The following is a 20,853-nucleotide window of genomic DNA, read 5'->3' on the forward strand; positions in this document are numbered from 1 at the left end:
CAGCGAGGCAGGCTCATGAGTTACCTTTTAGCGTTAGATGCAGGGACAGGCAGCGTTCGCGCCGTCATTTTTGATCTGCAGGGCAATCAGATTGCCGTCGGGCAGGCCGAGTGGAAGCACCTGAGCGTGGAGAACGTGCCCGGCTCGATGGAGTTTGACCTCGACACCAACTGGCGGCTGGCCTGCGAGTGTATTCATCAGGCGCTGGCGCGCGCGCATCTTGGCGCGGCGGATATCCAGTCCGTCGCCTGCTGCTCGATGCGCGAGGGGATCGTGCTGTACGACCGCAACGGCGACGCCATCTGGGCCTGCGCCAACGTCGACGCCCGCGCCAGCCGCGAGGTGGCCGAGCTTAAAGAGATCCACGACTTCCGCTTTGAATCCGAGGTGTATGACGTCTCCGGCCAGACGCTGGCCCTGAGCGCCATGCCGCGCCTGCTGTGGCTGGCGCACCACCGCCCGGATATTTATCGCCGAGCCGCCACCATCACCATGATCAGCGACTGGCTGGCGGCGAAGCTCTCCGGCGAGCTGGCGGTCGACCCGTCCAACGCGGGCACCACCGGCATGCTGGACCTCTTCTCCCGCGACTGGCGTCCGGCGCTGCTGGACATGGCCGGGCTGCGCGCCGACATCCTTTCGCCGGTAAAAGAGACCGGTTCCGTGCTGGGTGCCGTTACCCATGATGCCGCACAGCAGAGCGGCCTGCGCGAAGGCACGCCGGTCGTCATGGGCGGCGGCGACGTGCAGCTGGGCTGTCTGGGGCTGGGCGTGGTGCGCGCCGGACAAACGGCGGTGCTCGGCGGCACCTTCTGGCAGCAGGTGGTGAATCTGCCCGACGTGCGCACCGACCCCGACATGAACATCCGCGTAAATCCGCACGTCATCCCCGGCATGGCGCAGGCGGAGTCGATCAGCTTCTTTACCGGGCTGACCATGCGCTGGTTCCGCGACGCCTTCTGCGCGGAAGAGAAGCTGATCGCCGAGCGGATGGGGATGGACACCTACGCCCTGCTGGAGGAGATGGCGAGCCGCGTGCCGCCAGGCTCCCACGGGGTGATGCCGATCTTCTCCGACGCGATGCACTTTAAGCAGTGGTACCACGCCGCGCCGTCGTTTATTAACCTCTCCATCGACCCGGAAAAGTGCAACAAAGCGACGCTGTTCCGCGCGCTGGAGGAGAACGCGGCGATCGTCTCCGCCTGCAACCTGGCGCAGATTTCGCGCTTCTCCGGCGTCGCGTTTGAAAGCCTGGTCTTTGCGGGCGGCGGCGCGAAGGGGGCGCTGTGGAGCCAGATTTTAAGCGACGTTACCGGCCTGCCGGTGCGCGTGCCGGAAGTAAAGGAGGCCACCGCGCTCGGCTGCGCGATTGCCGCCGGAACGGGCGCCGGGCTGTTTACCGATATGGCCTCGACGGGCGAGCGGCTGGTGAAGTGGAGCCGGGAATTTACGCCGAACCCGGCACACCGCGCTCTGTATGACGGCATGATGCAGAAGTGGCAGGCGGTGTACGCCGACCAGCTTGGGCTGGTGGACAGCGGGCTGACAACGTCGATGTGGCAGGCGCCGGGGTTGGTGCGGGCAGCGGCGCCGTAAATAACGCCGGATGGCGCTGCGCTTATCCGGCCTACGGTTTTTGTAGCCCCGGTAAGCGTAGCGCCACCGGGGAAGTTCTTTGAGATCTATCACAATCATTCGATCCCGCTTTTACCTTTCTTCTGCCGCTGGCTAAAGTAGTAACTCATCCGACCACATAACAATAAATTAACATTGGAAGAGACTATGAGCCGCTACCCGTCGTTATTCGCCCCGCTCGATCTGGGGTTTACCACGCTCAAAAACCGCGTGCTGATGGGCTCGATGCACACCGGGCTGGAGGAGCGGCCGGACGGGCCGGAGCGCCTGGCGGCCTTCTACGCCGAGCGCGCGCGGCACGGCGTGGCGCTGATCGTCACCGGCGGCGTCGCGCCTGCCGCCTCCGGCGTGACGATGGAGGGCGGCGCGGTGCTGAACGATGCCTCGCAGCTTGCCCATCACCGCATCGTGACCGACGCGGTGCACAGAGAAGGCGGCAAAATCGCCCTGCAGATCCTGCATACCGGCCGCTACAGCTATCAGCCACATCTCGTTGCCCCCTCTGCCCTACAGGCGCCAATCAACCGCTTTACGCCGCACGCGCTCAGCCACGACCAGATCCTGACGCTGATTGACGACTTCGCCCGCTGCGCCGCCCTGGCGCGCGAGGCGGGCTACGACGGCGTGGAGGTGATGGGCTCGGAAGGCTATCTGATTAACGAATTTCTCGCCGCCCGCACCAACCATCGCGACGACGAATGGGGCGGCGATTATGCCCGCCGGATGCGCTTTGCCGTCGAGGTGGTGCGCGCGGTGCGCGAGCGTGCGGGCGCGGACTTTATTATCGTTTTCCGCCTGTCGATGCTCGATCTGGTGGAGGGTGGCGGCACGTTCGACGAAACGGTGCAGCTGGCACAGGCGATAGAGGCCGCTGGCGCGACGATCATCAACACCGGCATCGGCTGGCACGAGGCGCGCATCCCGACCATCGCCACCCCGGTGCCGCGCGCGGCGTTCAGCTGGGTGACGCGCAGGCTGAAAGGCAAAGTCTCCGTCCCGCTGGTCACCACCAACCGAATCAACGATCCGCAGGTCGCGGACGACGTGATCTCGCGCGGCGACGCCGATATGGTGTCGATGGCGCGCCCGTTCCTGGCGGACGCCGAGCTGCTGTCAAAGGCGCAGAGCGGCCGCGCGGACGAGATCAACACCTGCATCGGCTGTAACCAGGCGTGCCTGGATCAGATCTTCGTCGGCAAGGTCACCTCCTGCCTCGTTAACCCGCGCGCCTGCCACGAAACCAAAATGCCAATCGTACCAGCAGCGGCGAAAAAACGCCTGGCCGTGGTCGGCGCGGGCCCGGCAGGGCTGGCGTTCGCGGTCAACGCCGCCGCGCGCGGCCACAGCGTGACGCTGTTTGACGCCGCCGCCGAGATCGGCGGGCAGTTCAACATCGCCAAGCAGATCCCCGGCAAAGAGGAGTTTTACGAAACGCTGCGCTACTACAGGAGGATGATCGACCTGACGGGCGTCGAGCTGCGGCTCAATCAGCGGGTGACCGCGGCGGATCTGATCGGTTTCGATGAGACGATCCTCGCAAGCGGGATCGCCCCGCGCACGCCCGCGATCGAGGGCATCGATCATCCGAAGGTATTGAGCTATCTGGACGTGCTGCGCGACAAAGTGCCCGTCGGCGAGAAGGTGGCGATCATCGGCTGCGGCGGGATCGGCTTTGATACCGCGATGTACCTAAGCCAGCCGGGCGAGGCCACCAGCCAGAACATCGCCGAGTTTTGCGTGGAATGGGGCATCGATACCAGCCTCAGCCAGTCCGGCGGCCTGCGCCCGGAGGGGCCGCAGCTGCCGAAAAGCCCGCGCCGGATCGTGATGCTCCAGCGTAAGGCCAGCAAGCCGGGCGAAGGGCTGGGCAAAACCACCGGCTGGATCCACCGCGCTACCCTGCTCGCGCGCGGGGTGAAGATGATCCCGGCGGTGAGCTATCAGAGGATCGACGATGACGGCCTGCACGTGACGATCGGCGGCGAGCCGCAGCTGCTGGCGGTGGACAACGTGATTTTATGCGCCGGACAGGAGCCGAAGCGCGATCTGGCCGATCCGCTGCGCGAAGCGGGCGTGACGGTGCATTTGATTGGCGGATGCGACGTGGCGATGGAGCTGGATGCGCGAAGGGCGATTGCGCAGGGGACAAAATTAGCTCTGGAGATCTAGAACATTGCCCGGTGGCGCTTCGCTTACCGGGCCTACGGGTCCGAGGTCATTGTAGGCCCGGTAAGCGAAGCGCCACCGGGCAAAAAATATTATCGACGACGCCCCAGCTTCACCGCCTTCAGCACCACGAACTTATTGTTGGTCGCAATGGTGACGCAGTTGCCGAAAATCTTCTTCAGCTTGTGGAAGTAGTCCAGGTGGCGGTTGGCCACGATGTACAGCTCGCCGTTGATTTTCAGGCAGCGGCGCGCGTGGTGGAACATCTCCCAGGCGACGTTATCCGTCAGGGCGTGCTTCTGGTGGAACGGCGGGTTGCAGAACACGGCGTTGAAGCGGAACGGCTCGACGCCCGACAGCGCGTTGTTGATCATAAACTCGCAGCGGTCCAGCGCGTCCGGCATGTTGGTTTCCACGTTCAGGCGGCTGGAGGCCACCGCCATCGGCGATTCGTCGCTGAACACCACGCTGGCGTCCGGGTTCTTCGCCAGCAGCGTCAGGCCAATCACGCCATTGCCGCAGCCCAGATCGACGATTTCGCCTTCCAGGTTCTCCGGCAGATGCTCAATAAAGAAACGCGCCCCGATATCCAGCCCGGTGCGGGAGAAGACGTTCGCGTGGTTGTGGATGGTCCAGTCGGTGCCTTCCAGCTTCCAGCTCAGGGTCTCCGGCGCGTCGGCCAGCGCCGGCGCGCTGAAGGTACAGTTGATCAGGCGCGCTTTTTTCCACGCCAGCGTGGTGGTCGTTGGGCCAAGCACCTTCTCGAACAACTCCAGCGTCGAGGTGTGAATGTCGCGCGCCTTGGCGCCCGCGATGATGCGCGTCTCTGGCGTCACCACGTTGCGCAGCGCGCGCAGCTGCTGCTCCAGCAGCGCCATGGTTTTGGGCACCTTGATCAGCACCACGCCCGGTGCCTGCGGGTAATCTGCCGTGCTGTCGAGGAACTTCACGCTGCCTTCATCGATATCGTTATGGCGCAGGTTTTCACGCGTCGCCAGCTCGCTCAGGTAGGAATCACCGATGCTGTAAGGCGAGTGTTCCGCCAGGGCACAGGCCAGCGCGCCAAAGGCGTCATTCAGGATCAGAACCGGGCCGCTGATTTCAGTATCATCCAACTGCTGCAGCAGATAGTCATCCGCCGCTTCCCACGCCATCAGCGGGTTAACGTCGTCCGTTTCCGGGAAACGTTTAAGGTTGAGTGAACGGAAACCGTTGTCTAAGTGGCTCATCGGCCCTCCTGAATGGTAAAATTTGGCGTATCCCTGAAAAGGGTGCGTGAGTATACCCGTTTTATTGTCGATTTGGGGCGTTGATGAACCAACTTACTTATCTCCAGGGCTACCCGGAGCATTTACTTTCTCAGGTTCGCAGCCTGATTGCCGAGCAGAAGCTGGGCGCAGTGCTGGAAAAACGCTATCCCGGCACGCATGATTTCGCGACGGACAAGGCGCTGTGGCAGTATACGCAGGATCTGAAAAACCGGTATCTGAAGAGCGCGCCGCCGATCAACAAGGTGATGTACGACAACAAGATCCACGTGCTGAAAAACGCGCTCGGCCTGCACACCGCCATCTCCCGCGTGCAGGGCGGCAAGCTGAAGGCCAAGGCCGAGATCCGCGTGGCGACCGTTTTTCGCAACGCGCCGGAAGCCTTCCTGCGGATGATCGTGGTCCACGAGCTGGCGCACCTGAAAGAGAAAGAGCACGACAAAGCCTTCTATTCCCTGTGCTGCCACATGGAGCCGCAGTACCACCAGCTGGAGTTTGATACCCGCCTGTGGCTTACGCATTTATCGTTAAAGGGTAATGCGCAGTAGCGCACTGGTTTTGCAATAATCCCGTGCTACAGTGGCTAAAGGTTCCCCGCTACGGAGTACGTAAACGTTTATGATACGTTTCGCAGTTATTGGCACGAACTGGATCACACGCCAGTTCGTCGACGCCGCCCACGAAACCGGCAAATATAAGCTCACCGCAGTCTATTCCCGCAGCCTCGAGCAGGCGCAGAGTTTCGCCAACGATTATCTGGTCGAGCATCTGTTCACCTCTCTCGACGAGATGGCGCAAAGCGACGCTATCGATGCGGTGTATATCGCCAGCCCCAATTCCCTGCACTTCCCGCAGACGAAGCTGTTTCTCAGCCACAAAAAGCACGTGATTTGCGAGAAGCCGCTGGCCTCGAACATTCAGGAAGTGGAAGCGGCAATCGCCCTCGCCCGCGAGAATCAGGTGGTGCTGTTCGAAGCGTTTAAAACCGCGAGCCTGCCAAACTTCCTGCTGCTGCAGCAGTCCCTGCCGAAGATCGGCAAGGTGCGCAAAGCCTTTATCAACTACTGCCAGTATTCGTCGCGCTACCAGCGCTACCTTGACGGCGAGAACCCGAACACCTTCAATCCGGCCTTCTCTAACGGCTCGATTATGGACATCGGGTTTTACTGCCTGGCCTCGGCGGTGGCGCTGTGGGGCGAGCCGCACGGCGTGACGGCCACCGCCAGCCTGCTGGAGAGCGGCGTGGACGCGCACGGCATCGTGGTGCTCGACTACGGTGATTTCAGCGTCACGCTCCAGCACTCCAAGGTGAGCGACTCGGTGCTGCCGAGCGAAATTCAGGGCGAAGACGGCTCGCTGGTCATCGAGAAGATCTCCGAGTGCCAGAAGGTCAGCATCGTGCCGCGCGGCGGTAAAGCGCAGGAGCTGACGCAGCCTCAGCATATCAACACTATGCTGTATGAGGCAGAGGTCTTTGCGCGTCTGGTGGAAGACAACGAAGTGAATCACCCAGGGCTCGCGATTAGCCGCACCACGGCCAAGCTGCAAACGGAGATCCGCCGCCAGACCGGCGTGGTGTTCCCGGCAGACGGCGTGAATGCGGAAGCAATCGCGTAAAACAGTGTAATGAATGCGCGCAGACCATTGACGAAACCGATGGTCTGACATATTTTGTTACCTGCAAAGGGGAGTAACTTCCTTGCCGGTGGATCGTCATTACGATGCGTTAATCGCGCATCCGGTCGCCGGGCAACCTTAGGGTTGTAAGTGAGACCTTGCCGGAAGGCGAGGTCTATGCATAAAACGCTAGCGGCTATCGTCTTCTGACCATAGCCGTTTTTGTTTTTTATGCGTAAGGAAAAAGTATGAATACTGTCGGTACTCCGCTGCTGTGGGGCGGGTTCGCTGTCGTGGTACTCATCATGCTGGCGATTGACCTCTTCCTCCAGGGGCGTCGCGGGGAGCATGGAATGACCATGAAGCAGGCCGCCGCCTGGTCCCTGGTGTGGGTTACGCTCTCACTGCTGTTCTGCGCCGCCTTCTGGTGGTATCTGGCCTCAACCGAAGGCCGCGCCGTTGCCGATCCTCAGGCGCTCGCTTTCCTCACCGGCTACTTAATCGAAAAAGCCCTTGCGGTCGATAACGTCTTCGTCTGGCTGATGCTGTTCAGCTACTTTGCCGTCCCTGCGTCGCTTCAGCGCCGCGTGCTGGTGTACGGCGTGCTGGGCGCGATTATCCTGCGTACGATTATGATCTTCGCGGGCAGCTGGCTGATTACTCAGTTTGAATGGCTGCTGTACGTCTTCGGCGCGTTCCTGCTGTTCACCGGGATCAAGATGGCGCTGGCGAAAGAAGATGAGACGGGCATTGGCGAGAAGCCGCTGGTGAAGTGGATCCGCGGCCACCTGCGCATGACCGATAAGATCGAGAGCGAGCATTTCTTCGTGCGCAAAAACGGCCTGCTGTTCGCCACGCCGCTGCTGCTGGTGCTGATTCTGGTTGAGCTGAGCGACGTGATTTTCGCGGTGGACAGCATTCCGGCGATCTTCGCGGTAACCACCGACCCGTTCATCGTGCTCACCTCGAACCTGTTCGCGATCCTCGGCCTGCGCGCGATGTACTTCCTGCTGGCGGGCGCGGCGGAGCGCTTCACCATGCTGAAGTACGGCCTGTCGGTGATCCTGGTGTTTATCGGTATCAAGATGCTGATTGTCGACTTCTACCATATCCCGATCGCGATTTCGCTCGGCGTGGTGTTTGGCATTCTGATCGTCACGCTACTCATCAATACCTGGGTTAACCGCCAGCACGATAAGAAGCAGGTGGAGTAATCCCCTCACCCCGGCCCTCTCCCAAAGGGAGAGGGTGAAAAAAGCGCCGCCCGGCGCTTTCGTTAACTAATAGTTAAAAAACATGACGCAGTACGTAAAATCCAGCATTTTACGCTTCCCTCCCCGCGCGCTTTCCCTATACTCGACCAGGCAAACATTTACTTACATCCGGACATAAATGTGACTGAGAGCACATCCCGGAGGGGTCGCAATTTCACTTAGGAATTTTGTATGAGCACACAATCAAACGGCCTGCTTGCGCGGCTGGCGCAGGGTAGTCTTGTTAAACAAATTCTGGTCGGGCTGGTGCTGGGGATCCTGCTGGCAATGGTGTCAAAACCTGCCGCGGAAGCGACGGGGCTGCTCGGCACCCTTTTCGTGGGCGCGCTGAAAGCGGTTGCGCCGGTGCTGGTCCTGATGCTGGTGATGGCGTCGATTGCCAACCACCAGCACGGACAAAAAACCAATATTCGTCCAATTCTCTTTTTGTATCTGCTCGGAACCTTCTCTGCCGCGCTGACGGCGGTCGTGTTTAGCTTCCTGTTCCCGTCTACGCTGCACCTGACCAGCGCAGCGGGAGATATCACTCCGCCTTCAGGAATTGTTGAAGTGTTGCGCGGCCTGCTGATGAGCATGGTCTCTAACCCCGTCACGGCGCTGATGAACGGTAACTACATCGGCATTCTGGTTTGGGCGATTGGCCTGGGCTTCGCGCTGCGTCACGGTAACGACACCACCAAAAACCTGGTCAACGATCTGTCAAACGCCGTGACCTTTATGGTGAAGCTGGTAATTCGCTTTGCGCCAATCGGGATCTTCGGCCTGGTTTCCTCCACGCTGGCCACCACCGGCTTTGACGCCCTGTGGGGCTACGCGCAGCTGCTGATCGTTCTGGTCGGCTGTATGCTGCTGGTGGCGCTGGTCATCAACCCGCTGCTGGTGTTCTGGCAGATCCGCCGCAACCCGTATCCGCTGGTGCTGACGTGTCTGCGCGAAAGCGGCGTGTACGCCTTCTTTACGCGCAGCTCTGCGGCGAACATCCCGGTGAACATGGCGCTGGCAGAGAAGCTGAACCTGGATCGCGATACTTATTCCGTCTCCATTCCGCTGGGTGCGACCGTCAACATGGCGGGCGCGGCGATCACCATCACCGTGCTGACGCTGGCGGCGGTGCATACGCTGGGTATTCCCGTCGATCTGCCAACGGCGCTGCTGCTGAGCGTGGTGGCCTCGCTGTGTGCCTGCGGCGCTTCCGGCGTGGCGGGCGGTTCGCTGCTGCTGATCCCGCTGGCGTGCAATATGTTCGGCATCCCGAACGAGATCGCCATGCAGGTGGTTGCCGTCGGCTTTATCATCGGCGTATTGCAGGATTCCTGCGAAACGGCGCTTAACTCCTCTACCGACGTGCTGTTTACCGCTGCGGCCTGTCAGGCGGAAGACGCGCGCTTAGCGAAGAACGCCCTGCGAGGTTAAAAAGAAAAGCCCGGTGGCGGCTACGCCTTACCGGGCCTACGGTTTTTTGTAGGTCGGGTAAGCGTAGCGCCACCCGACACCGAACTTACAGCGTCACACCACTCTTGAAGATCGCCAGCTCGCGGAAGTCGTTCTTCTCGTTGCAGGTCTGCCTGCCGTTGGCAAATTCAACGATGGTATCCACAAACTCAACCAGCAGTTCCGGCATCGCCTTGCCGTGGATCAGCTGCCCCGCATCGAAATCGATCCAGTGTTTCTTCTTCGCCGCCAGCTCGCTGTTGGTGGCGATTTTTACCGTCGGCACAAAGCCGCCGTACGGCGTGCCGCGCCCGGTGCTGAACAGCACCATATGACAGCCCGCGCCCGCCAGCGCGCTGGTAGCAACCGCATCGTTACCCGGCGCGCTCAGCAGATTAAGCCCGTGCGTTTTTAGCCGCTCGCCGTAGCGCAGCACGTCCACCACCTGGCTTGCGCCGGCTTTCTGGGTGCAGCCAAGGGATTTTTCTTCAAGCGTGGTGATCCCGCCCGCCTTGTTGCCCGGCGATGGGTTTTCATAAATCGGCTGGTTGTGGGCAATAAAGTACTGCTTGAAGTCGTTGACCATCGTCACCGTCTTCTCAAACGTCTCTTCGTCGCGGCAGTGGCTCATCAGGATACGCTCTGCGCCAAACATTTCCGGCACTTCGGTCAGCACCGTGGTGCCGCCGTTGGCAATCACGTAGTCCGAGAAGCGGCCGAGCATCGGGTTGGCGGTGATGCCGGACAGCCCGTCCGAGCCGCCGCACTCCAGGCCAAACTTCAGCTCGCTCAGCTTGCCCGCTTCGCGCTGGTCGTGGCGCATCACCTCATACAGCTGGTGAAGCTGCTCCAGCCCCGCCTCCACCTCGTCGTCCTGATGCTGACACACCATAAAGCGCACGCGCTCGGCGTCGAACTCGCCCAGCGTTTCGCGGAAGGCATCCACCTGGTTGTTTTCACAGCCCAGGCCAATCACCAGCACCGCGCCCGCGTTCGGGTGGCGAACCATGTTTTGCAGCATGGTTCGCGTATTAATATGGTCGTCGCCCAGCTGCGAGCAGCCGTAGGTGTGGCTGAAAAGATGAACGCCGTCGGTGCCTTCGGCATCGCGGGTCTCCTTCAGGAAGCGCGTCTGGATTTGACGCGCAATCCCGTTCACGCAGCCTACGGTCGGCAGGATCCACAGCTCGTTGCGGATCCCCACCTCGCCACCGGCGCGGCGGTAGATCTGCACGTCGCGATCCGCCGCCTGCCCCGCTTCAGCCTGAACGTCAGGTTGATAGCTGTACTCGTCCAGGTCGCTGAGGTTGGTGCGGGTATTGTGCGAGTGAATGTGTTCACCCGGCGCAATATCCTGCAGCGCGTGACCAATGGGCAAACCGTACTTCACGACGTTTTCCCCTTTGGCGATGGGGCACACGGCAAATTTATGCCCGCGCGCAATCGCCTGGCGCAGGGTGACCGTATGGTTCTCAACGGTCACCACCGCGCCTTCGGTTAAATCGGCCAGCGCGACGGCCACGTTATCCAGCGAATGGATCTTGATGTAGTGCATATCAACCTCAAACGGCCTTAGTTCAGTTCAATGGCGAAGTAGTCGCGCGCATTGTTAAAGCAGATGTTTTTCACCATCTCGCCCAGCAGCTGGATATCCGCCGGGGCTTCGCCCGCCTGCACCCAGCGGCCAATCATCTGGCACAGAATGCGGCGGAAATATTCATGACGTGTATAAGACAGGAAGCTGCGGCTGTCGGTCAGCATGCCGACAAAGCGGCTGAGCAGGCCAAGCTGCGCCAGCTGCGTCATCTGACGCTCCATGCCGTCCTTCTGATCGTTAAACCACCAGCCGGAACCGAACTGCATCTTGCCCGGCATGCCTTCGCCCTGGAAGTTGCCGATCATGGTGCCCAGCACTTCGTTATCGCGCGGGTTCAGGCAGTAAAGGATGGTTTTTGGCAGCAGGTTTTGCTCGTTCTGCTTGCTCAGCAGCTTAGAGAGCTCTTCCGCCATCGGGCGGTCGTTGATGGAGTCGAAGCCCACGTCCGCGCCCAGCAGCCTGAACTGACGCTGGTTGTTGTTGCGCAGCGCGCCGATGTGGTACTGCTGCACCCAGCCGCGACGCGCGTATTCCGCGCCGAGGAAGACCAGCACCGCCGTTTTAAACTGCGCGACTTCGTGCTCGCTCAACGTTTCGCCCGAGAGACGGCGCGCCAGGATGTTATCCAGATCCGCCTCGTTGGATTCCGCAAACATCACCACGTCCAGCGCGTGGTCGGAAACTTTACAGCCGTGCGCCGCAAAGTGGTCCAGGCGCTTCGTCAGCGCGGACTGCAGGTCGGCGAAGCGGCGAATATCGGTATCAGAGACCTCGGCAAGCTTCGCCATATAGTCGCTGAAGGTCGCCTGCTCAATGTTGAAGGCTTTATCAGGACGCCAGCTCGGCAGTACCTTGATGTCGAAAGAGGTGTCCTGCGCCACGACCGCATGGTGCTCCAGCGAGTCGATTGGATCGTCCGTGGTGCCGACCATCTTCACGTTCATCTGCTGCATGATGCCGCGCGCGGTGAAGCGATCCTGCGCCAGCAGTTCGTTGCACTGGTCCCAGATTTCATCTGCGGTCGTCGGGGAAAGGAGCTTGCCGGTGATGCCGAACGGACGGCGCAGCTCGAGGTGCGTCCAGTGGTACAGCGGGTTGCCGATGGTGTGCGGCACGGTGGCGGCCCAGGCGTCAAACTTCTCGCGGTCGGTTGCGTCGCCGGTGCAGAGGCGTTCCGCCACGCCGTTGGTGCGCATCGCACGCCACTTATAGTGATCACCCTTCAGCCAGATATCATACAGGTTTTTAAAACGGTAATTTTCAGCAACCTGCTGCGGCGGCAGATGGCAGTGGTAGTCGAAAATCGGCTGGTCTTTTGCGTAGTCGTGGTACAGACGGCGGGCAAACTCGGTATCTAACAGGAAATCTTCGGTCATAAACGGGGTCATTATCGTCTTCCTCTGTAGCGAGAGCGTCAGAAAGCTTGATGTTCAGATGCTGCAAAGTTATCACACCAATTTCCAGAGCCCGTAGTTTTTTTCGTGAGTCAGATCAATAAACACAGACAAATAATTTACCCTCAAAGAGGTAAACTCGCCTGAAAACCGCGCCATTACTGGCTTCTCTCGCCAGTCAGAATGCCCCTACAAAGATTCCAGCAATTGTGATGTCACTCACCTTTTAAAGTTGTATGACAAGTTATCTTTTCGCCGTCGCATCAATAAGCCGACGGAATGCATTACCGGTGTTTGATACACCGGATTTAACGGTATGGATACCCACTTAAGCACGATGACTTTTGGCAAGGTTCGGGCCGGATCGGGACATCTCCTGGTGACGCCCCTCCCGTTAACAATTGCTCCCGAAGAGGGTTGAGCGATTGCCGCACCCGGTGCGGAAATCACATAACGATGAGGTTTTACATGCGTAAAATTAAAGGGTTACGTTGGTATATGATTGCACTGGTGACGCTCGGCACCGTGCTGGGTTACCTGACGCGTAATACCATTGCGGCGGCTGCGCCAACGCTAATGGAAGAGCTGCACATTTCGACCCAGCAGTACTCATACATCATTGCAGCCTACTCCGCGGCTTATACCATCATGCAGCCGGTCGCTGGCTATGTGCTGGACGTGTTAGGCACCAAAATCGGTTATGCCTTCTTCGCCGTCACCTGGGCTGTTTTCTGTGGCGCAACCGCGCTCGCAGGCAGCTGGGGCGGCCTGGCGCTGGCGCGCGGCGCGGTAGGGGCTGCCGAAGCGGCGATGATCCCGGCCGGGCTGAAAGCCAGCTCCGAGTGGTTCCCGGCGAAAGAGCGCTCTATTGCCGTCGGCTACTTCAACGTGGGTTCATCTATTGGCGCAATGATTGCCCCGCCTCTGGTGGTGTGGGCTATCGTAATGCACAGCTGGCAGCTGGCGTTCATCATCTCCGGCGTGCTGAGCTTCGCCTGGGCCATGGCGTGGCTTATCTTCTATAAACACCCGCGCGATCAGAAAAAGCTGTCTGAAGAAGAGCGCGAGTACATCATCGGCGGCCAGGAAGCACAGCACCAGACCAACAACGGCAAAAAGATGTCGGTCCTGCAGATCCTCGGCACGCGCCAGTTCTGGGGTATCGCCCTGCCGCGCTTCCTCGCCGAGCCTGCCTGGGGAACGTTTAACGCGTGGATCCCGCTGTTCATGTTTAAGGTATACGGCTTTAACCTGAAAGAGATTGCGATGTTCGCCTGGATGCCAATGCTGTTTGCGGACCTCGGCTGTATCGTTGGCGGCTACCTGCCTCCGCTGTTCCAGCGCTGGTTTGGCGTGAACCTGATCGTCTCGCGTAAAATGGTGGTGACGATGGGCGCGCTGCTGATGATTGGCCCGGGGATGATCGGCCTGTTCACCAGCCCGTATATCGCTATCGCCCTGCTGTGCGTCGGTGGCTTTGCGCACCAGTCCCTGTCGGGCGCGCTGATTACGCTCTCTTCCGACGTCTTTGGCCGTAACGAAGTGGCAACGGCAAACGGCCTGACCGGCATGGCCGCCTGGACCGCGAGCACCCTGTTCGCGCTGGTGGTGGGCGCCCTGGCGGATACCATCGGCTTTAGCCCGCTGTTCGCCGTGCTGGCCATCTTCGACCTGATGGGAGCGGTGGTGATCTGGACGGTGCTGAAAAGCAAATCCGCCGAGGAGCTCGAGAGAGAGTCCCTCGGAGGACCGGCGACGCAGAGTTAGCATCGCTGTGCCGGGTGGCGGCTTCGCCTGACCCGGCCTACAAAACCTGAAAGCCGCCTCCGGGCGGCTTTTTTCATGGCGAAATCTGGAGACTGGCGCGCAAAAGTGGTATAACAAATACTCCGCCGTACCCTGCCTGGAGCGCATATGGAAATCACCGAACCACGCCGTTTATATCAGCAACTTGCCGCTGAGCTGAAAGATCGCATCGAGCAAGGCGTCTATCTCGTTGGTGATAAACTTCCCGCCGAGCGCTTCATTGCGGATGAAAAAAGCGTCAGCCGCACCGTGGTGCGTGAAGCGATCATCATGCTGGAAGTGGAAGGCTATGTCGAAGTGCGCAAAGGTTCCGGCATCCACGTGATTTCCAACCAGGCAAAACACTCCCCCGTACCGGACGAAAGCCTGGAGTTTGCCAGCTACGGTCCGTTTGAGCTGCTCCAGGCTCGCCAGCTGATTGAAAGCAACATTGCCGAGTTTGCCGCCACCCAGGTGACCAAGCAGGACATCATGAAGCTGATGGATATTCAGGAGAAAGCGCGTAAGGAAAAATGTTTCCGCGATTCAGAGTGGGATTTACAGTTCCACGTCCAGGTAGCGCTGGCAACCCAAAATACCGCGCTGGCGGCAATCGTGGAAAAAATGTGGACTCAGCGCGTTCACAACCCGTACTGGAAAAAACTGCACGATCACATTGATTCACGCACCGTGGATAACTGGTGTGACGATCACGACCAGATCCTTAAGGCGCTGATTCGCAAAGACCCGCACGCGGCCAAGCTGGCAATGTGGCAGCATCTGGAAAACACCAAGCTGATGCTGTTTAACGAAACCAGCGACGACTTCGAATTTAACGCTGACCGCTATCTTTTTGCCGATAATCCGGTGGTTCATCTGGATACCGCCGCCAGTCAGGCAAAATAACACGCCGCTTCGCTGGCAAAGCCCACCGCTGCGCGCCTTGCGCCGGTGGGTAAGCAAAACATATATAGTGTCAGCCTTTGTAAAATCCCTCGCTCACTTCCAGGGCTTACGCCAAAATCACTTTGCCCATGCAATTTCTGTGACGAAAAACGCTGGGCTTTGTTACACTTGGATTCAATTTGCATTCTAGTAAGTTAGTGCTTGCTTACCAGCCAATTAACAGGGAACAGTTCTGGCCACCACCCATGTGTCCGCGAGCGACCATAATGAAATCACTATAATGTCGCCGTACTGTTTTTCCCGGATAACAGGCGTGACGTTAACCGATTTCCAGGAATACTGAATGGAACTTTTGACTCAACTCCTGCAAGCCTTATGGGCACAGGATTTCGAAACGCTGGCCAACCCGTCCATGATTGGCATGCTCTATTTCGTCTTATTTATGATTCTGTTCCTTGAGAACGGACTGCTGCCTGCCGCGTTTTTACCGGGAGACAGCCTGCTGGTGCTGGTGGGCGTACTGTGCGCGAAAGGGGCGATGGCCTTTCCGCAAACTATCCTGCTGCTGACCATTGCCGCCAGCCTGGGCTGCTGGTTGAGCTATATTCAGGGACGATGGCTCGGCAATACGCGCATCGTGCAGAACTGGCTTTCGCATCTCCCCGCGCATTATCACCAGCGCGCACACCACCTGTTCCATAAGCACGGGCTTTCCGCGCTGCTGATGGGCCGCTTTATCGCCTTTGTGCGAACGCTGCTGCCGACCATTGCCGGCCTTTCCGGCCTGAGCAGCGCGCGCTTCCAGTTCTTCAACTGGATGAGCGGCCTGCTGTGGGTGCTGATCCTGACCACGCTGGGCTACGCGCTGGGCAAAACGCCGGTTTTTATGAAATACGAAGACCAGCTGATGTCATGCCTGATGCTGCTGCCGGTCGTGCTGCTGGTCTTTGGCCTGGTCGGCTCGCTGGTGGTGCTGTGGAAGAAAAAATACGGGGCCAAAGGCTAACTATGGCTATCTCACCGCGCGCGCTGCGCCGTTTTTCCTGGGCCCTCGCTACGCTGATGATATTCAGCACGCTGGTTCTGCTCTGGACTGCGCTGCAGCATGAAGAATCCACGCTGGCGATTCGCCCGTTGAATCAGGGTGCCAGCGTGCCGGACGGTTTTTCCATCTGGCATCACCTGGATGCAAACGGCATCCGCTTTAAAAGCATTACGCCGCAGGACGACGTTTTGCTCATAAAATTTGACTCCAGCGCGCAAAGCGCCGCCGCAAAAGCAGTGCTGGACCGCACGCTGCCGCAGGTATACATCATTGCGCAGCAGGAAGATGAAAGTCAGGCAGCGGCCTGGCTTTCCCGGTTACGCGACACATCGCATCGGTTGGGTTAATTACCAGGATTCCGAATCTTTTCACTGCTTTTGGTGATTATGCCGTTTACTTACTATGCTTAAGTACGCGGAGCACCCCTCAGTTGTTCTCCGCATGACTTTGGAAAACGGTAATACCGTCAGGTTTGCCGTCACACAATGGAAGGTTTCAATAATGAAATACCGCATCACTCTGGCTCTGGCCCTTTTTTCGTTAAGCACTGCCTCCTTCGCCAACTCTCTTTGTCAGGAGAAGGAGCAGGACATACAGCGTGAAATCAGTTATGCCGAAAAGCACAACAACCAGCACCGGATCGACGGGCTGAAAAAAGCGCTGAGCGAAGTGAAAGCCAACTGCACGGACAGCCAGCTGCGTGCCGACCACCAGAAAAAAATCGCTGAACAAAAGGACGAGATAGCCGAGCGCCGTCAAGACCTGCAGGAAGCGAAAGAGAAAGGTGATGCGGATAAAATTGCCAAGCGCGAAAGAAAGCTGAAAGAGGCGCAGGAAGACCTGAAAGCGCTGGAAGCTCGCGATTATTGAGTTAACGGAAATCTCAACAGGAGAGAATCATGTCAAAAGATACGACTTCAGAAAATCTGCGCGCTGAACTGAAATCCCTGGCGGACACGCTGGAAGAGGTGCTGAACTCCTCTACTGATAAATCCAAAGAAGAGCTGGGCAAGCTGCGCAGCAAAGCGGAAAGCGCGCTGAAAGAGAGCCGCTATCGTCTGGGTGAAACCGGCGATGCGCTGGCCAAACAGACCCGCGAAGCCGCGGCGCGTGCAGACGAATACGTGCGTGATAACCCGTGGACCGGCGTAGGCATCGGTGCCGCGATTGGCGTCGTGCTGGGCGTTCTGCTGACGCGTCGTTAATTATGGAAGATCCTCGTCACGCACAAGGGCCTGCTAAAAACGTCCTCGGCATCGGCCAGCGTATTTTGACCACGCTGGTCGGGATTGCCGAAACGCGAGTTCGTCTGGCGGTAGTGGAGCTGGAAGAGGAGAAAGCCAACCTTTTCCAGATGCTGCTTATGCTCGGGCTGACCATGCTTTTCGCCGCATTTGGGCTGATGAGCCTGATGGTGCTGATTATCTGGGCCATCGATCCGCAGTATCGTCTTAATGCGATGATCGCCACCACCGTTGTTCTGCTGGTTGGCGCGCTGATTGGCGGCCTGTGGACGATGCGTAAAGCGCGCCAGTCCACGTTCCTGCGCCACACGCGTCAGGAGCTGGCAAACGACCGCGCGCTGCTGGAGGATGACAAGCCGTGAGCAGCACAGCCGAACGTCTAAAGCGAAAAGCCTACCTGCTGAGCCAGATCCAGCAGCAGCGGCTGGATCTGTCCGCCAGCCGTCGTGACTGGCTGGAGCTAACGGAACGCTACGATCGCGGCTGGAATACGTTTCTGAGCCTGCGCTCGTGGGCGCTGGTGGGCAGCAGCGTGATGGCGATTTGGACCATACGTCATCCTAATATGCTGATCCGCTGGGCCCGTCGCGGCTTCGGCGTCTGGAGCGCCTGGCGTCTGGTCAAGACAACGCTGCGTAAGCAACAGCTACGGTGATAAAAGCAAAACGGTAACCCTGGTTACCGTTTTTTGTTTTTGCACCCTCTCCCTGTGGGCTGAGGGATGGGATGAGGGCACCAGCCCGCACGCCTTCTTACTCAATATCTTTGATAAAGATTGACAGTTTTCCTTGCTAACAATTGCTACCCGCCCCGTTTACACTCCTCTCCATCGACAGCAAAGACGCGGTATCTCACCGAATTTGCACGTAAAAAATAATTAGCCGCCAAAGTGGTTTCCTGGAGAGTAAAATGAAAAAATTAGAAGATGTTGGTGTTCTGGTCGCGCGTATTCTGATGCCGATTCTGTTTATCACCGCAGGCTGGGGCAAAATCACCGGCTACGCGGGCACTCAGCAGTATATGGAAGCGATGGGCGTGCCGGGGTTCCTGCTGCCGCTGACCATCCTGCTTGAGTTTGGCGGCGGACTGGCCATTTTGTTCGGCTTCCTGACCCGCACCACCGCGCTGTTCACCGCAGGCTTCACCCTGCTGACGGCGTTCATCTTCCACAGCAACTTTGCGGAAGGCGTGAACTCCCTGATGTTCATGAAAAACCTGACCATCGCGGGCGGCTTCCTGCTGTTGGCTATCACCGGTCCTGGCGCATTCAGCATCGACCGCGCTCTGAATAAGAAGTGGTAAGCACGCTATACTGATTGAACCCAAAGCGAGGAGACATCTCCTCGCTTTTGCTATCTGACGGAGGAGAAAAAAATGGGACAACTCGTAGACGGCGTCTGGCAGGATGTCTGGTATGACACCAAATCCACTGGTGGTCGCTTTAAGCGCTCCGTTTCGGCCTTCCGTAACTGGCTAACCCCCGACGGCGCGGCCGGTCCGAGCGGCGAAAGCGGCTTCGCGGCCGAGAAAGATCGCTATCATCTGTATGTTTCGCTCGCCTGTCCGTGGGCGCACCGCACGCTGATCGTTCGCAAGCTGAAGGGGCTGGAGTCGTTAATCCCCGTTTCGGTAGTTAACCCGCTGATGCTGGAAAACGGCTGGACGTTCGACAGTGATTACCCCGCGGCCACCGGCGACGAACTCTATCACCACGATTTCCTGTACCAGCTCTATCTTCGCGCCGATCCGCACTACACCGGACGCGTGACCGTCCCGGTACTCTGGGACAAGAAAAACCAGACCATCGTCAGCAACGAATCAGCGGAGATCATCCGCATGTTCAACACCGCGTTTGACGCCCACGGCGCCCGCGCCGGGGATTACTACCCGGTTGAACTGCGCGATAAAATTGACGAGCTGAACGGCTGGATCTACGACAACGTGAACAACGGCGTCTATAAGGCCGGATTCGCCACCAGCCAGGAAGCCTACGACGAGGCGGTGGGGAAGGTGTTTGAATCCCTCGAACGCCTGGAGCAGATCCTCGGCCAGCATCGCTACCTGACGGGCGATCGCCTGACGGAAGCGGACATTCGCCTGTGGACCACGCTCGTGCGTTTCGATCCGGTGTACGTCACCCACTTTAAGTGCGACAAGCACCGCATCAGCGACTATCTGAACCTGTACGGCTTCCTGCGCGACATCTATCAGATGCCGGGGATCGCGGAGACGGTCGATTTTGACCACATTCGCACACACTACTACCGCAGCCACAAGACCATCAACCCGACGGGCATTATCTCCATCGGCCCGTGGCAGGATCTGGACGAGCCGCACGGGCGCGACGTCCGTTTTGGATAAATATTCTGTATATATACCCGAAATAATTCGAGTTGCATGAAGGCGGCTCCTCATCGAATCCCCAGGAGCGTACATAAGTACGTGACTGGGGTGAGCGAGGACAGCCAACGCACAGGCAACGTGAAGTATGACGGGTAGATGCCCTTTTTTAATTCACGATATCAATCTATCCTTACCTCGATCGCTTAGAAAACAAGTGATTGACCGATTAAAGAGGCAAGGAAAAATGGACTGGTATTTAAAAGTACTGCGCAACTACGTTGGATTCGGCGGCCGCGCCCGCCGCAAAGAATATTGGATGTTCGTTCTGGTGAACTTCGTCCTCATCATGGTGCTGGGCATTGTGGACAGGATCCTCGGCTGGGAGCGCGCGAGCGGTGAAGGGGTACTGACGACCATTTATGGTCTGCTGGTCCTGCTGCCGTCGTGGGCCGTGCTGTTTCGCCGCCTGCACGACACCGATCGCTCCGCGTGGTGGCTGCTGCTGGTGTTGATCCCGATTATCGGCTGGCTGGTGATCCTGATCTTCAACTGTCAGAACGGCACGCCGGGCGAAAACCGCTTTGGTCCGGATCCTAAATTGAACCAATAGTTTTCGGCGGTGACGAAACTGAATAATTGATCGCTTAAAACGTTCGTTATTCTGAAAACGCCTTTACCACGCTTTACCCTGATTTATCACCAACCTATGATGTTTGCCGCTCAATGAATGAGCATATTGCAAATAAAGGGAAAAACCTTATGGGTTGGTATTTAAAAGTATTAAAAAACTATTTTGGTTTTAAAGGACGCGCACGCCGTAAAGAGTATTGGATGTTCGTACTTATCAGTATGATCGTTACAACGTGCGTATCGTTCCTGAATAACCTACTGGGTGATTTAGGCATTGACAGGATTTATGAGCTGGCAATACTGATTCCAGCGTTTGCGCTGGCTTTTCGTCGCCTGCACGATACCGGACGTTCAGCGTGGTGGCTATTGCTAATTTTTATCCCGCTGCTGGGCTGGCTGGTTTTACTCTTCTTCATGGCCGGAAAAGGTGAAGCAGGCGAAAACCGCTTTGGTCCGGATCCAAAACTTAGCGCATAACATAAAGCCCGGTGGCGCTTACGCCTACCGGGCCCACATGC

21 protein-coding genes are annotated in these 20,853 nt (G+C 58.5%); 18 read left to right on the forward strand and 3 right to left on the reverse strand.

The annotated features are described in order from the left end of the window. Window positions 1–15 precede the first annotated feature (15 nt). Both lsrK and AB8804_RS12605 read left to right on the forward strand, forming a co-directional pair. A complete protein-coding gene (lsrK, locus tag AB8804_RS12600; protein ID WP_371186587.1) occupies window positions 16–1,596 on the forward strand; it encodes an autoinducer-2 kinase in 1,581 nt (526 codons plus the stop codon). A gap of 186 nt (window positions 1,597–1,782) precedes the next feature. Then, the gene (locus AB8804_RS12605; RefSeq protein ID WP_371186589.1) at window positions 1,783–3,804 is read left to right on the forward strand and encodes an FAD-dependent oxidoreductase; all 2,022 of its coding nucleotides are present in this window, start codon (window positions 1,783–1,785) and stop codon (window positions 3,802–3,804) included. Between the two features lie 89 nt (window positions 3,805–3,893). On the opposite strand, the gene rlmG is transcribed toward AB8804_RS12605, so the two are convergent. Then, window positions 3,894–5,030 carry a 23S rRNA (guanine(1835)-N(2))-methyltransferase RlmG gene (gene rlmG / locus AB8804_RS12610; RefSeq protein WP_371186591.1) on the reverse strand — a complete coding sequence of 379 codons (1,137 nt, stop codon included), beginning with the start codon at window positions 5,028–5,030 and terminating at the stop codon, window positions 3,894–3,896. A gap of 83 nt (window positions 5,031–5,113) precedes the next feature. Here rlmG and AB8804_RS12615 point away from each other — a divergent pair, with 83 nt between their 5' ends. The 4 genes from AB8804_RS12615 (at window position 5,114) to sstT (ending at window position 9,373) form a co-directional block, all read left to right on the forward strand. Beyond that, on the forward strand, window positions 5,114–5,617 hold the full coding sequence (locus AB8804_RS12615) for a YgjP-like metallopeptidase domain-containing protein (protein WP_371186593.1): 504 nt from the start codon (window positions 5,114–5,116) through the stop codon (window positions 5,615–5,617). A 70-nt stretch (window positions 5,618–5,687) separates the two neighbouring features. Beyond that, window positions 5,688–6,686, forward strand: a complete 999-nt coding sequence (locus AB8804_RS12620) for a Gfo/Idh/MocA family oxidoreductase (protein ID WP_371186595.1) — start codon at window positions 5,688–5,690, stop codon at window positions 6,684–6,686. A 248-nt stretch (window positions 6,687–6,934) separates the two neighbouring features. Then, on the forward strand, window positions 6,935–7,900 hold the full coding sequence (locus AB8804_RS12625; RefSeq protein WP_371186597.1) for a TerC family protein: 966 nt from the start codon (window positions 6,935–6,937) through the stop codon (window positions 7,898–7,900). A gap of 231 nt (window positions 7,901–8,131) precedes the next feature. Further along, the gene (gene sstT / locus AB8804_RS12630) at window positions 8,132–9,373 is read left to right on the forward strand and encodes a serine/threonine transporter SstT (protein ID WP_371186599.1); all 1,242 of its coding nucleotides are present in this window, start codon (window positions 8,132–8,134) and stop codon (window positions 9,371–9,373) included. Between the two features lie 85 nt (window positions 9,374–9,458). Here the strand turns inward: sstT and AB8804_RS12635 are convergent, their stop codons facing one another. Both AB8804_RS12635 and uxaC read right to left on the reverse strand, forming a co-directional pair. Further along, window positions 9,459–10,946 carry a UxaA family hydrolase gene (locus AB8804_RS12635; protein ID WP_371186601.1) on the reverse strand — a complete coding sequence of 496 codons (1,488 nt, stop codon included), beginning with the start codon at window positions 10,944–10,946 and terminating at the stop codon, window positions 9,459–9,461. Between the two features lie 17 nt (window positions 10,947–10,963). Continuing rightward, on the reverse strand, window positions 10,964–12,376 hold the full coding sequence (uxaC, locus tag AB8804_RS12640; RefSeq protein WP_371186603.1) for a glucuronate isomerase: 1,413 nt from the start codon (window positions 12,374–12,376) through the stop codon (window positions 10,964–10,966). 474 nt (window positions 12,377–12,850) lie between these two features. Here uxaC and AB8804_RS12645 point away from each other — a divergent pair, with 474 nt between their 5' ends. The 12 genes from AB8804_RS12645 to AB8804_RS12700 all read left to right on the forward strand — a co-directional run bounded on the left by AB8804_RS12645 (window position 12,851) and on the right by AB8804_RS12700 (window position 20,812). Then, a complete protein-coding gene (locus AB8804_RS12645) occupies window positions 12,851–14,149 on the forward strand; it encodes an MFS transporter (protein WP_297116402.1) in 1,299 nt (432 codons plus the stop codon). 147 nt (window positions 14,150–14,296) lie between these two features. Further along, window positions 14,297–15,073 (forward strand): transcriptional regulator ExuR, encoded by a 777-nt coding sequence (gene exuR, locus AB8804_RS12650; RefSeq protein WP_371186605.1) that lies wholly within the window; start codon window positions 14,297–14,299, stop codon window positions 15,071–15,073. Between the two features lie 343 nt (window positions 15,074–15,416). Further along, a complete protein-coding gene (gene yqjA / locus AB8804_RS12655) occupies window positions 15,417–16,079 on the forward strand; it encodes a DedA family general envelope maintenance protein YqjA (protein WP_371186607.1) in 663 nt (220 codons plus the stop codon). 2 nt (window positions 16,080–16,081) lie between these two features. Further along, complete coding sequence (gene mzrA / locus AB8804_RS12660) at window positions 16,082–16,465, forward strand: EnvZ/OmpR regulon moderator MzrA (protein ID WP_371186609.1); 384 nt, start codon at window positions 16,082–16,084, stop codon at window positions 16,463–16,465. A 154-nt stretch (window positions 16,466–16,619) separates the two neighbouring features. Further along, window positions 16,620–16,988 (forward strand): DUF1090 domain-containing protein, encoded by a 369-nt coding sequence (locus AB8804_RS12665; RefSeq protein WP_371186611.1) that lies wholly within the window; start codon window positions 16,620–16,622, stop codon window positions 16,986–16,988. Between the two features lie 29 nt (window positions 16,989–17,017). Then, window positions 17,018–17,323: a YqjD family protein gene (locus AB8804_RS12670; RefSeq protein ID WP_371186613.1), complete on the forward strand. Its 306-nt coding sequence runs from the start codon at window positions 17,018–17,020 to the stop codon at window positions 17,321–17,323. A 2-nt stretch (window positions 17,324–17,325) separates the two neighbouring features. Continuing rightward, entirely contained in the window at window positions 17,326–17,724 is a 399-nt protein-coding gene (locus AB8804_RS12675) for a phage holin family protein (RefSeq protein WP_371186615.1), read from the forward strand. Then, window positions 17,721–18,017 (forward strand): YqjK-like family protein, encoded by a 297-nt coding sequence (locus AB8804_RS12680; protein ID WP_371186617.1) that lies wholly within the window; start codon window positions 17,721–17,723, stop codon window positions 18,015–18,017. Before AB8804_RS12675 ends, AB8804_RS12680 begins: the two co-directional genes overlap by 4 nt. A 254-nt stretch (window positions 18,018–18,271) precedes the next feature. Next, window positions 18,272–18,664, forward strand: coding sequence for a DoxX family protein (locus AB8804_RS12685; protein ID WP_371186620.1), 393 nt, complete (start codon window positions 18,272–18,274; stop codon window positions 18,662–18,664). 72 nt (window positions 18,665–18,736) lie between these two features. Then, window positions 18,737–19,723: a glutathione S-transferase family protein gene (locus tag AB8804_RS12690; protein WP_371186622.1), complete on the forward strand. Its 987-nt coding sequence runs from the start codon at window positions 18,737–18,739 to the stop codon at window positions 19,721–19,723. 226 nt (window positions 19,724–19,949) lie between these two features. Further along, window positions 19,950–20,315: a DUF805 domain-containing protein gene (locus tag AB8804_RS12695; RefSeq protein ID WP_371186624.1), complete on the forward strand. Its 366-nt coding sequence runs from the start codon at window positions 19,950–19,952 to the stop codon at window positions 20,313–20,315. Between the two features lie 149 nt (window positions 20,316–20,464). Further along, window positions 20,465–20,812 (forward strand): DUF805 domain-containing protein, encoded by a 348-nt coding sequence (locus AB8804_RS12700; RefSeq protein ID WP_371186756.1) that lies wholly within the window; start codon window positions 20,465–20,467, stop codon window positions 20,810–20,812. The last annotated feature ends 41 nt before the right edge of the window (window positions 20,813–20,853 follow it).

Source organism: Enterobacter sp. KBR-315C3_2022 (assembly GCF_041399425.1).
In the GTDB taxonomy this organism is placed as follows: domain Bacteria; phylum Pseudomonadota; class Gammaproteobacteria; order Enterobacterales; family Enterobacteriaceae; genus Enterobacter.

Coding starts and splice junctions, on each gene's coding strand:
- AB8804_RS12695 (WP_371186624.1), top strand. CDS start 19,950: ATGGACTGGTATTTAAAAGTACTGCGCAACTACGTTGGATTCGGCGGC.
- AB8804_RS12665 (WP_371186611.1), top strand. CDS start 16,620: ATGAAATACCGCATCACTCTGGCTCTGGCCCTTTTTTCGTTAAGCACT.
- AB8804_RS12625 (WP_371186597.1), top strand. CDS start 6,935: ATGAATACTGTCGGTACTCCGCTGCTGTGGGGCGGGTTCGCTGTCGTG.
- AB8804_RS12645 (WP_297116402.1), top strand. CDS start 12,851: ATGCGTAAAATTAAAGGGTTACGTTGGTATATGATTGCACTGGTGACG.
- lsrK (WP_371186587.1), top strand. CDS start 16: ATGAGTTACCTTTTAGCGTTAGATGCAGGGACAGGCAGCGTTCGCGCC.
- uxaC (WP_371186603.1), bottom strand. CDS start 12,376: ATGACCCCGTTTATGACCGAAGATTTCCTGTTAGATACCGAGTTTGCC.
- AB8804_RS12685 (WP_371186620.1), top strand. CDS start 18,272: ATGAAAAAATTAGAAGATGTTGGTGTTCTGGTCGCGCGTATTCTGATG.
- AB8804_RS12670 (WP_371186613.1), top strand. CDS start 17,018: ATGTCAAAAGATACGACTTCAGAAAATCTGCGCGCTGAACTGAAATCC.
- AB8804_RS12605 (WP_371186589.1), top strand. CDS start 1,783: ATGAGCCGCTACCCGTCGTTATTCGCCCCGCTCGATCTGGGGTTTACC.
- AB8804_RS12615 (WP_371186593.1), top strand. CDS start 5,114: ATGAACCAACTTACTTATCTCCAGGGCTACCCGGAGCATTTACTTTCT.
- sstT (WP_371186599.1), top strand. CDS start 8,132: ATGAGCACACAATCAAACGGCCTGCTTGCGCGGCTGGCGCAGGGTAGT.
- exuR (WP_371186605.1), top strand. CDS start 14,297: ATGGAAATCACCGAACCACGCCGTTTATATCAGCAACTTGCCGCTGAG.
- yqjA (WP_371186607.1), top strand. CDS start 15,417: ATGGAACTTTTGACTCAACTCCTGCAAGCCTTATGGGCACAGGATTTC.
- AB8804_RS12700 (WP_371186756.1), top strand. CDS start 20,465: ATGGGTTGGTATTTAAAAGTATTAAAAAACTATTTTGGTTTTAAAGGA.
- mzrA (WP_371186609.1), top strand. CDS start 16,082: ATGGCTATCTCACCGCGCGCGCTGCGCCGTTTTTCCTGGGCCCTCGCT.
- AB8804_RS12675 (WP_371186615.1), top strand. CDS start 17,326: ATGGAAGATCCTCGTCACGCACAAGGGCCTGCTAAAAACGTCCTCGGC.
- AB8804_RS12620 (WP_371186595.1), top strand. CDS start 5,688: ATGATACGTTTCGCAGTTATTGGCACGAACTGGATCACACGCCAGTTC.
- rlmG (WP_371186591.1), bottom strand. CDS start 5,030: ATGAGCCACTTAGACAACGGTTTCCGTTCACTCAACCTTAAACGTTTC.
- AB8804_RS12690 (WP_371186622.1), top strand. CDS start 18,737: ATGGGACAACTCGTAGACGGCGTCTGGCAGGATGTCTGGTATGACACC.
- AB8804_RS12635 (WP_371186601.1), bottom strand. CDS start 10,946: ATGCACTACATCAAGATCCATTCGCTGGATAACGTGGCCGTCGCGCTG.